This is a genomic window from Actinocorallia sp. API 0066, assembly GCF_020991275.1.
Classification (GTDB): domain Bacteria; phylum Actinomycetota; class Actinomycetes; order Streptosporangiales; family Streptosporangiaceae; genus Actinocorallia.
On the sequence record NZ_JAJLQY010000003.1, the window covers coordinates 45185 to 59337 of the forward strand.

14 protein-coding genes and 1 pseudogene are annotated in these 14153 nt (G+C 72.4%); 9 read left to right on the plus strand and 6 right to left on the minus strand.

The window, feature by feature from the left end; genetic code table 11:
* Positions 1-182 precede the first annotated feature (182 nt).
* The 6 genes from LO762_RS08040 (at position 183) to LO762_RS08065 (ending at position 7720) form a co-directional block, all read left to right on the plus strand.
* On the plus strand, positions 183-1775 hold the full coding sequence (locus LO762_RS08040; RefSeq protein ID WP_230613676.1) for an amidohydrolase: 1593 nt from the start codon (positions 183-185) through the stop codon (positions 1773-1775).
* Positions 1775-2446 carry a TetR/AcrR family transcriptional regulator gene (locus LO762_RS08045; RefSeq protein WP_230613678.1) on the plus strand — a complete coding sequence of 224 codons (672 nt, stop codon included), beginning with the start codon at positions 1775-1777 and terminating at the stop codon, positions 2444-2446. The genes LO762_RS08040 and LO762_RS08045 overlap by 1 nt, the downstream gene beginning before the upstream one ends.
* A complete protein-coding gene (locus LO762_RS08050) occupies positions 2443-3165 on the plus strand; it encodes a C45 family peptidase (protein WP_230613680.1) in 723 nt (240 codons plus the stop codon). Before LO762_RS08045 ends, LO762_RS08050 begins: the two co-directional genes overlap by 4 nt.
* Before the next feature lie 118 nt (positions 3166-3283).
* Entirely contained in the window at positions 3284-3982 is a 699-nt protein-coding gene (locus tag LO762_RS33400; protein WP_230613682.1) for a GntR family transcriptional regulator, read from the plus strand.
* Positions 3983-4449: 467 nt separating this feature from the next.
* On the plus strand, positions 4450-6054 hold the full coding sequence (locus LO762_RS08060) for a sigma-54-dependent Fis family transcriptional regulator (RefSeq protein WP_230613684.1): 1605 nt from the start codon (positions 4450-4452) through the stop codon (positions 6052-6054).
* 115 nt (positions 6055-6169) lie between these two features.
* Positions 6170-7720 (plus strand): aldehyde dehydrogenase, encoded by a 1551-nt coding sequence (locus LO762_RS08065; protein ID WP_230613686.1) that lies wholly within the window; start codon positions 6170-6172, stop codon positions 7718-7720.
* A 186-nt stretch (positions 7721-7906) separates the two neighbouring features.
* Here LO762_RS08065 and LO762_RS08070 read toward each other — a convergent pair whose 3' ends face one another.
* Positions 7907-8797 carry an alpha/beta hydrolase gene (locus LO762_RS08070; RefSeq protein ID WP_230613687.1) on the minus strand — a complete coding sequence of 297 codons (891 nt, stop codon included), beginning with the start codon at positions 8795-8797 and terminating at the stop codon, positions 7907-7909.
* 262 nt (positions 8798-9059) lie between these two features.
* Positions 9060-9413 (minus strand): metalloregulator ArsR/SmtB family transcription factor, encoded by a 354-nt coding sequence (locus LO762_RS08075; protein ID WP_230613689.1) that lies wholly within the window; start codon positions 9411-9413, stop codon positions 9060-9062.
* Between the two features lie 335 nt (positions 9414-9748).
* Here LO762_RS08075 and LO762_RS08080 point away from each other — a divergent pair.
* Positions 9749-10570 (plus strand): annotated as a pseudogene (locus LO762_RS08080) (cation diffusion facilitator family transporter); the annotation flags it as partial.
* Positions 10571-10680: 110 nt separating this feature from the next.
* Here the strand turns inward: LO762_RS08080 and LO762_RS08085 are convergent.
* Positions 10681-11301, minus strand: coding sequence for an FAD-dependent oxidoreductase (locus LO762_RS08085; protein ID WP_230614463.1), 621 nt, complete (start codon positions 11299-11301; stop codon positions 10681-10683).
* On the opposite strand from LO762_RS08085, the gene LO762_RS08090 reads away from it, so the two are divergent.
* Both LO762_RS08090 and LO762_RS08095 read left to right on the plus strand, forming a co-directional pair.
* Positions 11263-11745, plus strand: coding sequence for a helix-turn-helix transcriptional regulator (locus tag LO762_RS08090; RefSeq protein ID WP_230613691.1), 483 nt, complete (start codon positions 11263-11265; stop codon positions 11743-11745). The two genes, LO762_RS08085 and LO762_RS08090, sit on opposite strands and share 39 nt — an antisense overlap.
* A 50-nt stretch (positions 11746-11795) precedes the next feature.
* Positions 11796-12311: a hypothetical protein gene (locus LO762_RS08095; protein WP_230613693.1), complete on the plus strand. Its 516-nt coding sequence runs from the start codon at positions 11796-11798 to the stop codon at positions 12309-12311.
* Between the two features lie 149 nt (positions 12312-12460).
* On the opposite strand, the gene LO762_RS08100 is transcribed toward LO762_RS08095, so the two are convergent.
* The 3 genes from LO762_RS08100 to LO762_RS08110 are packed head-to-tail and all read right to left on the minus strand — an operon-like array spanning position 12461 to position 14120.
* Complete coding sequence (locus LO762_RS08100) at positions 12461-13066, minus strand: isoprenylcysteine carboxylmethyltransferase family protein (protein WP_230613695.1); 606 nt, start codon at positions 13064-13066, stop codon at positions 12461-12463.
* Positions 13066-13791 carry a cation transporter gene (locus LO762_RS08105; protein ID WP_230613696.1) on the minus strand — a complete coding sequence of 242 codons (726 nt, stop codon included), beginning with the start codon at positions 13789-13791 and terminating at the stop codon, positions 13066-13068. The genes LO762_RS08100 and LO762_RS08105 overlap by 1 nt, the downstream gene beginning before the upstream one ends.
* Entirely contained in the window at positions 13791-14120 is a 330-nt protein-coding gene (locus LO762_RS08110; RefSeq protein ID WP_230613698.1) for a helix-turn-helix transcriptional regulator, read from the minus strand. The genes LO762_RS08105 and LO762_RS08110 overlap by 1 nt, the downstream gene beginning before the upstream one ends.
* Positions 14121-14153: the final 33 nt, after the last annotated feature.

Genomic DNA, 14153 nt, shown 5'->3' on the forward strand with positions numbered 1-14153 from the left:
CCCGGGCCCATCGAACACAGCCCATCGAACACAGCCCGCGCTTCGCCATCCGGGCCGCGACGCATGCCCTCACCAGGCCGGTCGGCCTTCATCCGGGCATGTCACGGTGAATGTCACGGGCATTGACATGGGTCCTGGCACGTGGTTGCCTGTGGCGACTCGGTGGAAGGGGAGGCTGCGGAATGTCGGAGTTGTATGTGGGTGGGCGGGTGTTCACCGGGGATCGGCGGGCCTGGGCGGAGGCGATCGTCGTCGTCGACGGGCGGATCGGCTATGTCGGGGATGTGGGGACCGCGCGGCGGCTGGCCGGGGCCGGGGCGACCGAGGTGGATCTCGGGGGCGGGCTGGTGCTGCCCGGGTTCGTCGACGGGCACGCGCACGTGCTGGGCACGGGGGCGGCGGCGCGTCAGGCGGACCTGACCGGGTCGGGCGGCCTCGCCGAGATCCAGCGGCGGATCAAGGCGTGGGCGGCGGGCGCGCCCGAAGCCGAGCGGGTGCAGGCTTACGGCTGGCAGCCGTCCGAGATCCCGGGCGGCCGTCCCACCCGCGCGATGCTGGACGCCGCGGTGCCCGACAAGCCGGTCTACGCGCAGTCCGCCGACTTCCACTCGATCTGGCTCAACAGCGCGGCGCTCGCCGAGACCGGCATCGACGCGACGACACCCGACCCGCCCGGCGGCGCCATCGGGCGCGACCCGGCCACCGGCGAACCCACCGGCTACATCGACGAGACCGCCATGCACCGGCTCGTCTGGCCGGTCCTGGAGGGCGCCCAGACCGACGCCGACCGTGACGGCTTCCTCGCCGACGCGCTGCGCGGCTACCGCGAGTCCGGCGTGACGGCCGCCGTCGACATGGGCCTCGGCGAGGACGACCTGGCGGCCATGGTCCGCGCCGAGCGGGCGGGCACCCTGACCGCGCGGCTCGTCGGCCACTGGATGGTCGAGGAGCACGGCGACCCGTTCGCCGCCGTCGCGCGGGCCGCCGAACTCGCCGCGACGCACACCTCGCCGTGGCTCCGCGTCACCGGAATCAAGATCATCGTCGACGGCACGGTGGACGGCTGCACCGCCGCGCTCGGCAGCCCCTACGCCGACGGCGCGACGCCGGGGCCGATCTGGGCGCCCGACGCGCTCGCGCCCGTCGTCGCGGCCGCCGACCGGGCCGGGCTCCAGGTCGCGATGCACGCGATCGGCGACGAGGCGATCCGGATCGCGATCGGCGCGGTCGAGCACGCCGTCCGCGTCAACGGCCCCGCCGCGCGCCGCCACCGCATCGAGCACCTTGAGGTCGCCGACCCCGCCGACATCCAGCGGCTCGCCGCGCTCGGCATCACCGCGAGCATGCAGCCCGTCCACGCCGACCCGGCCATCCAGGACAACTGGCGCGCGATGCTCGGCGACGCCAGGGTCGAGCGCGGCTACCCATGGCCGGAGATGGTCGAGGCGGGCGCGGCGCTCGCGTTCGGCTCCGACTCGCCGACCGCGCCCTACCCGCCGCTGCACAACATGTTCGTCGCGGCGACCCGCCGCTCGGCCAGCGACCCGGCGCTCGCGCCCAACGTCGCGGCGTACGCGCTGCCGCTGGGCGCCGCGATCACCCACGCCACCCGCGACGCCGCGTGGGCCTGCCGGGCGGAAGACCAGTTCGGCAGGCTGGCGGCCGGGCTGCACGCCGACTTCGTCGTCCTGGACCGCGACGTGTTCGCCCTCCCGCCCGAGGAACTCCTCACCGCCCGGGTCGTCAGCACCGTCGTCGGCGGACGGGGCGTGTGATGGCCGAGCGGCGCGCGCGCACCCGGCTCAGCCCGGAGCTCATCATCGACGCGGCGTTCCGGGTGTCGGAGCGGGGCGGCGCCCAGTCTTTGACGTTCCAGGCCATCGGCGCTGAGCTGGGCGCGCACCCCACCGCCCTCTACCGGCACTTCCGCGACCGCGACGAGCTCATGCTCGCGCTCATCGACGCGCTGCACGCCGAGGCGCTGGACGGCGCGCCCGAGCCGTCCGACGACTGGGCCGCCGACCTCGCCGAGATGGCCCGCCGGACGCACCGGGTGTTCCTGCGCCACCCGCAGGTCGCGCAGTTCTCCGGCGTCCGCACCGCGCGCCGGACCAACGAGTTCCGCAAGGTCGACCGCGTCATCGGCTGCATGCGCCGGGCGGGCTTCACCGACGTGGACGCGGCCCGCTACTACCGGGTCTTCAGCGACTTCGTCCTCGCCTACGCGGCGCAGGACGCGGCGCTCGCCGCACTCGACCCTCGGACCCGCGAAGGCGACCTGACCGCCTGGCAGGTGGACTACCGGATCCTGCCCGAGGGCAGATACCCCCACATCGACGCCGTCTCGGGCGTTCTCCCCGCCCTGGACGACCCCGCCAACTTCGAGACGGCGCTGGAACTCATACTCGACGCCCTGCGCGCGCGGGCGGAGCGGGCACGCCCGTGACGATCACCGTCTTCGCCTCGCCCCCGCTCCCGCCCGCCGCCCGTGGCGAGCACTTCGGCGCCGCGCTGCGCCCCGAGATCGAGGCCACCTGGGACGCCTACGCGAGCCTGTTCGCCGCGCACGGCCTCGACGAACGGCTCGTCCACGACGTCGGCGTCCGCACCCTCGACCTGGTCGCGGACTGGGCGCCGGGGCTCGCCGCCGAGATCGCCGGGATCGCCTGCGGCGCGGCGCTCGACCTGTGGCGCGTCGCCGCGCTCAACGCGCGGTCCGAGGTGCTCGCGCACGTCCGGCACCCGCTGCCCGGCGAGTGCTCCACGGCCGTCCACCTGCCCGGCGACGGCCCGCCCCGCACCATCCAGACGTGGGACTGGTGCGAGCGGATGGACGGCGTCAAGGTCGTCTGGCAGTACCCGAACGACGCGGGACGGACGGTCAAGACGTTCACCGAGTACGGCGTACTCGGCAAGATCGGGGTGAACAGCGCGGGGCTCGGCCTCCACTTCAACCTGCTCCAGCACGACGCCGACCGGGCCGCCGCCCTGCGCGAACACAGGGAGGAGGGGTCCGCGCTCTGCTGTCATCCGACCGAGGACGCCCCGCTCCAGGACCGTTGGAGAACACTCCTCACCATCGCCCTGGACGTCGAACGAGGCACCCTCACCTACCACGACGGCTCGCCCTGCACCGCCACTCCGCAGACCTGGGCGCGCCTCTGACGCGGCGAGGGCTCGTCGTCGGAGCCCTGGCCGCAGGCGGGCGGGCGCGATCATCGCGGTCACCTTTGGTATACGATCCTTAGGCGTTCGAACGAGGTGTTGAGTGAAGGTGTCCGGGGTGGAGGCGGTGGTCGCGATCCAGGCCAACAGGCGGAGGCAGCAGCTACCCGAAGAGGTGGCCAGCTACGTCCGCGAGCAGATCATGTCGGGGGCCTTCCGGCCCGGTGACTTCCTGCGGATCGATCGCATCGCGGAGGCGGTCGGCGTCAGCAACACACCGGTCCGTGAGGGCCTGGTGGCGCTGGCGAGCGAGGGTTTCATCCAGGCGGTCCCCCGCCGCGGCTTTGTCGTCTCGCCGTTCACCCGGCAGGACGTGCGCGATCTGTTCTGGGCCCAGGGCAAGCTGGCCGGCGAACTCGCCGCCCGCGCGGCCAAGAAGATCACCCCCGAGCGGGTCGCCCGGCTCGACTCCATCATCGAGCAGCACGACGCGGCGGCCGCCACCGGCGACCGCGACCTCATCGCCTACCTCGGCCACTCCTTCCACCGCGAGATCAACCTCGCCGCCGACTCGCCGCGCCTCGCGCACCTGCTGGCGGCCGTCGTCAAGCATCTGCCGAACCGGTTCTACGCGTCGTTGGAGAGCCAGGTCGAGGCGACGTCCAAGCAGCATCCCGCGCTCGTCGAGGCGCTGCGCGAGCACAACACGCGCAAGGCGCGCACGCTGATGGAGGAGCACATCAGCGACAGCGCCGCCCATGTCATCGACATGCTGGAGGCGCAGGGCCTCTGGGCGGACGAGGCCAACGGGGACTGACCCCGGCCCAGTGAACGCAAGAGCGGGGCGGGGCCTGTCGGCCCCGCCCCGCTCGTTCGCCATGGCGCCGGCGCCCCCTTCACCACCCCTGACGCGGGAGCGTCGGCGCCACGGCCGTCCCGCTCCGGCCGGAGCGGGGTGCCCGCGTCGACGGGCGGCGCGCCACGCCGACGACGTAGATCATATTGCGCACAATATATTAGGCATCACACATACAACAAGCCTTGAAGATTTCTGCGCAGGTCAACCGGCCCGTAATGCCCGTAACGGGCAAGATGTGGTTGCCATCACAGTCCCGTCAATATAATGTTTCGTGCGTCATGGCGGGCCGCCCCTCCGGAACCTCCGGTCACCCCGCGCGCGACCACCGGCCGGCGTCACCCGCCGAAAGTGCCGGATCGGCGGCCCGGGACGGTCGTCACGAGGCCGGGAGGCGTCGAGCCCCGGCGAGACGAGGTGGTCTTGCTATGCACGGTGTTACCTCACCCCCCGCCGCCGCTACCGAGCGTCCGGAAATCGTCTCCTCATGGAGCCGATCGCGGCTGAACGGCGTACGCCGGGAGGACGCCCCCCGGCTCGACCAGGGCATGGTCGACCTCGAGGGCAGCCTCGTCCGCGCGGCCGGACCGGTCCTGGAGCAGGCCAAGGCCGAGCTCGACGGGGCGCCGTTCGTCCTCCTGCTCGCCGACCGCACCGCCCGGATCATCGACCTGTGGTCCCCCGACCCCGGGTTCCGGGACACGCTCGGCGGCCTCGGCATCGCGGCCGGCACCCGGCTCAGCGAGGAGGAGATCGGCACCAACGCCGTCGGCACCCCCGTCGAGACGCGACAGGGCCTGCTGGTGCGCGGCCCCGAGCACTTCATGGAGGCGTTCCGCACCTTCACCTGCTACGGGCACCCGATCATCCACCCGATCACCCGGCGGCTCGAAGGCGTCATCAACATCTGCGGCACCTCCGACGCGGGCTACGGGCTGTTCTCGCCGCTCGCCCGCCGCCTCGTCCAGGACATCCAGGAACGGCTCCAGCAGGACTCGACGCTCGCCCAACGACGGCTGCTCGCCGAGTTCCAACTGGCCGCCCGGCCCCGGAACCGGCCCGTCATCGCCGTCGGACAGGGCCTCGTGTTCGCCACGCCGACCGCGCTCGACCTGCTGGAGCCCGCCGACCACGCCGCCGTCCGGACATACGCGGAGCAGGCGCGGGTCGAGCGCGGCACGCACGAACTGACCCTCGTCTCCGGCCGCACCGTCCAGCTCGCCTGCGCGCCGATCGACGGCGTGGACGGCGTGCTCATCGACATCATCACCGCCCCCGAGACCCGCCGCTCCCGGCCCGCCGTGCGCCAGGACGTCAGATGGCCGCTGCTGGTCGTCGGCGAGACCGGCACCGGCCGCACCACCGAGGCGCGCGCGGCCACCGGCCCCGACGCCGTCGAGGTGGACGCCGCCGAGATCGTCAGGCAGGGCGAGCGACCCTGGGCGACGGCCGTCACCGGCCTCCTCGCGCAGGACGGGCCCGCCGTCATCGTGGAGAACGTCCAACTGCTCTCCGAGCCGCTGACGACGCTGCTCGCCCAGCGGCTGCGCGACACCCGGCGGCACGTGGTGCTCACCAGCACGCCCGGCGACCACCTCGACGACGCGCACGCGCCGCTCGCCGCCCTGTGCGACGGCCGCCGCGAGCTCGTCCCGCTGCGCCGCCGCAGGCACGAGGTGCCCCGGCTCGCCCAACGCATGCTGGAGGACGTCACCGGGCACACCAGGACCCGGCTGACGTCCGACACCCTGCGCGTCCTGGCCGCGCAGAACTGGCCGGGCAACCTCGCCGAGCTGCTCCGGGTCGTCAAGGCCGTCGCGGCGACAAGATCGGCGGGCGACATCATCCCGGCCGACCTGCCCGCCTCGCACCGCGACCTGCCCGCGCCCGACTCGCCCTTCCGGCAGGCCGAACGCGAGGTCATCGTCACCGCGCTCAAGGCCGCCAAGGGCAACAAACTGCAGGCGGCGCGCGCCCTCGGCGTCAGCAGGTCCACCCTGTACAACCGGATGCGCGCGCTGCACATCCATTGACGCCGTTCCGCGCGGGTGTCCAGTTTCTTGAACAGTCGCGCCGCCGGAATCTCACTACCGTCGAAATCCAAAGGTGCCGGACCTGTTCGGCAGCGGGAAAGCGACAGAGGTGAGCATGACTGAGACTCCGGTCGGCACGGCCATCACCGGCCCTCGTGGAATTCCGCACTACCGGATGTTCATCGGCGGCGAATGGGTCGATTCCGATGAGCTGTACGAACTGATCAACCCCGCCACCGAGGAAGTGTTCGCCACCGCCGCCAAGGGCGGCATCGCGCACGCCGACCAGGCGGTCGCCGCCGCCAAGCGCGCCTTCGAGAGCGGCGAGTGGCGCGACACCCCGCCGCTGGAGCGCGCCGCCGTGATCGACCGGGTCGTCGCCGCGATCGCGGGCCGGATCGAGGAGCTGGGCAGGCTGGGCTCCCTGGAGGGCGGCGCCCCGATACGGCTGTCCACCGCGCTGTCGGTCGGCTTCCCGCTCCTGCACATGGGGCACTACGCGGACCTGACCCGCAGGTACGAGTGGGAGCGCGCCGCCCCCGTCGCCGGCCCGGTGCTGAGCGCGAGCGTCATCCGCCGCGAGCCGCTGGGCGTCTGCCTCGGCATCGTGCCGTGGAACTTCCCGCTGATCATCGCGGTGTGGAAGTCGATCCCGGCGATCGCCGCGGGCAACACCGTCGTCCTGAAGGTCGACGAGAAGACCCCGATCGGCGCGCTGGAACTCGCCCAGACGCTCCGTGCGGCCGGGCTGCCCGACGGCGTCCTCAACGTCGTCACCGGCGACGGCGAGACCGTCGGCGCGCACCTGGTGGCGCACCCCGACATCCGGCTCGCGTCCTTCACCGGCTCCACCGCGGTGGGCCGCGAGGTCGGCCGCAACGCCGCGGGCAACATCAAGCGGACCATCCTGGAGCTGGGCGGCAAGGGCCCGAACATCGTCCTGGACGACGCCGACCTGGACGTCGCCGTCGACGGCTCGATCTACGCGTTCCTGCTGCACGCTGGCCAGGCGTGCGAGTCCGGCACCCGGCTGCTGCTGCCGTCGTCGCTGCACGACGAGTTCATCGAGCGGCTCAGGGCCCGGCTCGGCACCCTCAGGATCGGCGACCCGCTCGACCCGGCCACCGACATCGGCCCGGTGATGAGCGCCGAGCAGCACCAGCGCATCCTCGGCTACATCGAGGCGGGCAGGAAGGAGGGCGCGACCGTCGCCATCGGCGGCAACGTGCCCACCGGCCCCGGATTCGAGAAGGGCTACTGGATCGAGCCGACCGTCTTCACCGACGTGCGCAACGACATGTGCGTCGCGGCGGAGGAGATCTTCGGCCCCGTCCTCTCGGTGATCCGCTACGACTCCGTCGAGGACGCGATCAAGATCGCCAACGACACGGAGTACGGCCTGTCCGCGGGCATCTGGAGCACCGACATCCCGCGCGCGCTGGAGATCGCCAAGCGGCTCGAAGCCGGATCGGTCTGGATCAACGACTGGCACAACATCTCGCACAACCTGCCGTTCGGCGGCTTCAAGCAGAGCGGCAACGGCCGTGAGCTGGGCCCCGACGCGCTCGACGAGTACACCGACCCCAAGGCCGTCACCGTCAACCTGGCGGGCGGCCTCGCGAACCGCCCCTACGGCCTCGTCCTGGGCACTCCCCCCGGCGCCTGACCGCGCCCCCCGGAATCCGGCGGCCGCTCGGCACGCGCGCCCGAGTTGCCGAGCGGTCGCCGGTGTCCATCATCGGGTGACGACCGGTGATGCTCCGAAAACCCGGCCTGTGGTCCTCCCTCGGGGGCGGCGCCACAGGCCGGGCCTGGATCCTCTCTTCGTCTGTTCGTCCTACGTCCGAGGAGGTCAGAGGTGCTTGCCGAAGAAGTCGGTCAGCTTCGCGACGGCCTCGGCCACGTAGGGGTCACGGTCGTACAGGTCGACGTGGGTGGCGCCCTCGATCACGTACAGCTCGGCGGTGTCCCCCGCCGCCGCGACCGCGTCCCTGCTGTAGTGCAGGGTGAACGCCTCGCTGCCCACGATCATCACGAGCGGACGCGGCGCGATCTTGGCGACGTCGGCGAAGGCGTCGAACTGGTCGAGGAGCTGCGCGCTGCGCAACGCCCACTGACCCGTCGCCCGCTCGTGCCCGGCACGGGACGTCTTGTAGTAGTCGAAGAACTCCCGGACGGGGGCGGGCGTCGTGTCGTCCACCTCGGTCGGAACGGCGCCCGCGTAAACGACGGGCTTGCCCTTGAGCTCCTCGGCGCGCAGCCGTCCGGACTGCTCGACGAGCCGCTGGAAGCCCTCGGGGTCGGCGTCGCGGAAGAAGCTCGGCACGTCCGCGCCGCTGACCGTCGCGACCGCCTTGATGAGGTGCTCGGTCTGCGCGGCGAACGGGACATAACCGCCCGAGCCGCAGATCCCGACGGCACCGATCCGCTCGGCGTCGACATCGTCGCGGGACGCCAGGTAGGCGACGGCCGCGCGGAAGTCGTCGGCCCGCTGGACCGGGTCCTCCAGACCGCGCGGCTCACCCTCGCTCTCGCCCTGGTAGGCGGCGTCGAACGTCAGGGTGATGTACCCCTGTGCGGTGAGCCTCGCCGCGTACAGGCCCGCGGTCTGCTCCTTGACGCCCGTCGTCGGGTGGCCGACGACGATCGCGGGACGCGGCCCTGTGGCAGGGGTGTCGGGGGTGTACAGGTGGCCGGCCAGCCGGAGGCTGTTGTTCAGGAACGAGACATCAGTCCTCGCCATGGTGCCGCCTTTCTCAAGCTTTTCTGTGCAGTGTCGTCGGGGTCGCCGGAGGAGCGCTGATCCTTTTGTGCGGAAGGATCTCTCCGGTGGCCCCGGCGGCCGTTTCTTCTCGGCCTCACTCTCGACTCTCCCCGACACCGCACCGTTCCACGAGGGGCGAACTCCAGCCCCCGACAGGCTTGTCCCAGGGACAATTACCGCCCCTTCTACTTTCGGCTGTTCGCGAGCCGACAGACGGTGAGCGCGTCGCGGGTCCGTGGTCCTAGCTTTCTGGCGGCGTGGGCGGCGGTGGCGTCAGGTGGTCGGCCAAAGCGAGTGACTGGGTGATGAGGTGGTGGAGGTGGGTGTGCTTCAGCGCGTAGATGACGCGGCGGCCGTCCTTGCGCGTCGTGACGAGCCCGGCGAGCCGTAGCCGCGCGAGGTGCTGGCTGACGGCGGGGCGTGCCGCGCCGCAGACCTCGGCCAGGGACGTCACGTCCGCCTCGCCTGACGTCAGCTCATAGAGGATCCGCAGCCTCGTCCGGTCGGCCAGCAGCGCGAGCAGCTCCGCCGCCGCACCGAACCGCGCCTCGCCCGTTTTGTGCTGGTGCGAACCGCTGGCAGGTGATAGATGCATGCGTGCGCTCATATGCATATATTGACCCTGGAAGCCGCATCCGTCCACCTCCCCTTCCGAAGGGAGCACCCACCATGCCCACCGCCGACCACGGACACGGACACGGACACGGACACGGACACGGACACACAGGCGAACACGGATCCGGGCAGGAGCGCGGGCACGGGCACGGAGTCGCTCACGGGCATGGTCATGGGCATCGAGACGGGAGCGAGCCCGGGCGGGGGTCGGGGTGGGTTCGTGGGGTTCTGGGGTGGGTGGGGCATGTCGTGCGGCCGCATTCTCACGGGGTGGCGGGGCGGGTGGACGGGGTGGTGGAGGCTTCGGGAAAAGGGATGCGGGCGCTGTGGGTTTCACTGGCCGTGCTGGGGGTAACGACCCTGGCACAGGCTGTGGTGGTGGGGATGTCGGGGTCGGTGGCGTTGTTGGGGGACACCGTGCACAACGGAGCTGATGCGTTGACGGCTGTGCCGTTGGGCGTGGCGTTCCTGGTCGGTAGGCGGGCGGCCACGCGGCGGTTCACCTACGGGTTCGGGCGGGTGGAGGATCTGGCGGGGCTGGTGATCCTGGTGACGATCGCGGCGTCGGCGGCGTTCGCGGGATGGGCGGCGGTAAAGCGGTTGCTGGATCCCCGCGAGCTGGAACATCTGGCGGCCGTGGGCGTGGCCGCCGTCGTCGGGTTCCTCGGGAACGAGTGGGTGGCGCGGTACCGGATCCGGGTGGGCCGCGAGATCGGCTCGGCCGCGCTCGTCGCGGACGGCCTGCACGCCAGAACGGACGGCTTCACCTCACTGGCGGTGCTGGCCGGGGTGGCGGGCGCGGCGCTGGGCTGGCCGCTCGCCGACCCGGTCGTCGGGCTGCTCATCACCGCCGCGATCCTGTTCGTTCTGCGGGACGCGGCCCGCGAGGTCCTGCACCGCGTGCTGGACGCCGTCGATCCCGAACTCGTCGACACCGCCGCGAGGGCGGTCGCGGCGGTGCCCGGCGTCCACGGCGTCGGCGAGCTACGGCTCCGCTGGATCGGCCACCGCCTACGCGCCGAAGTCGCCATCGTCGTGGACGGCGACCTCACCGTGCACGAAGCCCACCACCTCGCCGTCGAGACGGAACACGCCCTCCTACACGCCGTCCCGAAGCTCACCGCCTCCCTGGTCCACGCCGACCCCACCCCACTCCCCCACCACCCCGACCCCCACCACCCCCTCATCCACCACACCGTCTTACCCCCTGACCCGCCGCGCCGCGCCGTGGGGCGGCGCGCGACGGGTCAGGCGTGGGCGGGGGCGTGGGCGGCGACGGCTCGGGCGGTGTCCTCGGCGACGAGGTCGGCGTTGACGGCGGCGCCCGCCATGACGCCCGCTCCCGTCGCGACCGAGACCATCGCGGCGAGGTCGCCGACGTTGCCCGCGGCCCAGACGCCCGGAACGTCGGTGCGCCCCGTCGGCTCGGTCGTGATGACGGCACCGCCCATCGGATGCGGCGCCGGGGTCCCGCCGAGCTGCTCGTACAGCTCCGTACGGGCCACAAAGCGCGGGCTGACGGTCACCGCGTCCACCGGGACCTCGGTGCCGTCGGTGAGGACGACCGCGTGGAGGGTGCCTTCGGTGGCGCGCAGATGGCTCACCGGGGTCTCGACGAGGCGGATGCCGAGCGCGGCGAACCGGGTGAGCGTCTGCGCGTCCGGTTCGGGCCCGGTGTGCCGGAAGACGGTGACGGCGTCGGTGAGCTGGCGGAACAGGAACGCCTGGTGGGTGCTGAGCGGGCTGGTCACGACGATGCCGACCCGCCGCCCACGCACCTCCCATTGGCCCGCGGCTGGTCGCTGGACGCGCTCGCGGCCCGGTGTGGCATGAGCGCGTCGAGCCTCAGCCGGATCGAGACGGGCCACCGCCGGATCGCCCTCGACCAACTCGTGCCGATCGCGCGGGCACTGGACACGACGCTCGACCAGCTCGTCGAGTCCGCGACCGACGAGGACGTGGTGATCAGGCCGCAGCGCAGCCAGGTGCCGGGCATGACGACGTGGCTGCTGTCCCGCGAACGCTCCCTGCACGGCGTGACCATCGCGAAGATGCGGATCACGCCCGAACGCCCCGACACCGAACGCCTCCACGTCCACCCGGGCTACGAGTGGTTCACCGTCCTGGCGGGCACCGTCCGTCTCCGCCTGGGCGAACGCACCATCCTGGTCGAGGCCGGAGACGCCGCCGAGTTCCCCACCATGACCCCCCACTCGATCGCCGCCCACAACGCCCCGGTGGAGATCCTCACCATCTTCGACCACAACGGCGAACGAGCCCACCTCTCCCCGGCCCCGACCGACCCCACCTGAGCGCGGATTCCCCAACATCCCGTTTCGCCGCTATTATCCGATTCCTAGGTGTGGCGTCGATCATGGCGCATCCGGCGGATCGCCTTCTGGAGTGGAACGTGGTGATGGATGGGGCTCTGTTGCCCTACGAGGCGCAGCAACCCGTTCGCCCGCCGCTGAGGCATTGGCTGCTCTATCGGCTGTTCGACAAGCGAGTGCCCTACCCGTACCGGTTCTGGGTGCGCCATGACGTGCGATCCCGATGGTTCCTGTTCAAGCACGCTGTTGGTTGGCTCCTCCTTTTCCCGACCTTCTTCCTGGCACTCTGCGGCGGTGCGTGGCTGGTGCCCTCCCTCATCGCCCCGGCCATCGACTACGTCGGACCGCCCCTGTGGCTGCCTCCCGCGATGTACGCCTCGGCCCTGCTCGGACGCGCGCTCACCCTTCCCCGCATGCGTCGGAGAATCAGGCGCGACACCCTGCGCAAACACGACTTCCACGAGGACGGCGCCCCCGTCGTCCATCCGCCGCCGTCGCCGTTCCCGCCGCCGTTTCCGCCGCCCGCCCCCGGCTGGCGCTACCGCTGACCCGCCGCGCCCGGCACACAACACTCTTCCACCGGGGGCAGGAGTCAGGACCGTCCGCTTCACCCCGTGGGCTTTAAGCTGTCGGGCGGGTCGGGTTCCGCCTCGGCGTAGGGCGCTTTCCGGGTGCCGGGGCCAGGCGGACGCCGGGGTCAGGGGGTGAGGCGGCCGAGGGAGGGGAGGAAGCGGCCTACGCGGGAGGCGTAGGTGGTGTAGGCGGGGCCGTGGGTGCGGAGGAGGTAGGGCTCTTCGACGGCGCGGACCTGGAGGTGGATGGAGACCACGGTCAGGGCGAGGCCCGCCAGCGAGACGGGGTTGGGGACGGCGGCCGTGAGGCCGAGCGCGGTCACGATCATGGTGGTGAAGATGGGGTTGCGGGCCAGGGCGAACGGGCCGTGGGTAACCAGGGCGGTGTGTTCGGTCTCGTCCACACCGATCCGCCAGGACGCCCCCATCGCGGCCTGGGCGACGACCGTCCCGGCGACGCCGAGCAGGGCGACGACGAGGCCGGGGAGCGCGACGGCCGGGTGGTCGAGGAAGCCGACGGGGTCGAGACCGGCGAGCGCGGCGACCGGGCCCGCCGCGCCGGTGAGCAGCGCGGCGACGAACAGGATGCGGACCCACCACTGGGCGGAGCCGGGCGCGAAGCCGCCGCCGCGGAAACCGGTGTCGGCGGTGGCCCGCCACTGCCTCCAGGTGCGCAGGCCGAACGCGAGGGCGAACCAGACCAGGTAGACGACGAGCGCGGCGAGCGCCATCAGTGTTCTCCTTCGGAAGGGGTGGGGCCGCAGCACACGCGACCGTCCTGGCGGGCGACCGGAGCGCGAGCGGACGTGGCGGCGGGGGTGGGGACGGGCGTGGCGCAGCAGGTGTCGCCGCGCCAGGCGGCACGGCCCTCCCGGACGGCGGCGGCGGCGATGACGAGCGCGGCGACCGGGTCGGCCCAGGCCCAGCCGAACAGGCTGTTCACCGCGAGGCCGACGAGCAGCACCGCGGACAGGTAGGTGCACAGGAGCGTCTGACGGGAGTCGGCGACGGCGCTCGCCGAGCCCAGCTCCCGCCCCGCCCTCCGCTGCGCGTACGAGAGCCCCGGCATGACGGCGAGCGACAGCGCGGCGAGCACGAGCCCGACCGACGTGTGCGAGGCTGCCTCGCCCACGCCCGTCAGCGCCCGCACCGACTCGGCGGCGACGTAGGCGGCGAGCGCGTAGAAGGACACGGCGATGACGCGCAGGGCCGTCCGCTCCCGCCGCGCCACCTCGGCCGGGTCGCGCGCGGCGAACTGCCAGGCGACGGCGCCCGCCGACGCCACCTCGATCACCGAGTCGAGCCCGAAGGCGATGAGCGCGCCCGACGACGCGACGGCGCCCGCCCCGATCGCGACGACCGCCTCGACGACGTTGTAGGCGATCGTCCCCGCGACCAGCAGCCTGACCCGGCGTACCAACACCGTCGCTCGGGTCGGCGAAAGGACGGCTGCCATCAGCAGCAGCCCTTGTCGGCGGCGTCGGGACAGACCGTGGGATCTACCGCGAGGACGAGACCGAGCAGGTCGTCCAGCGCGTGCGCGAGCCTCTCGTCGGCGAGTTCGTACCGGGTGCGCCGTCCTTCCGGCAGCGCGACGACGAGCCCGCAGCCGCGCAGGCACGCGAGGTGGTTCGACAGGTTCTGCCTGCTCGTCCCTACCAGTTCGGCGAGGTCGGCCGGGTAGGCGGGCGCCTCCCGCAGCGCGAGCAGCAGCCGCGCGCGGGTCGGGTCGGACAGCGCGTGGCCGAAGCGGGCGAGCACCGCGCCGTGCGTCGAGGTCTCCATGCCGCCAAAGTACAGCGGAAGCTGAATTCAGTA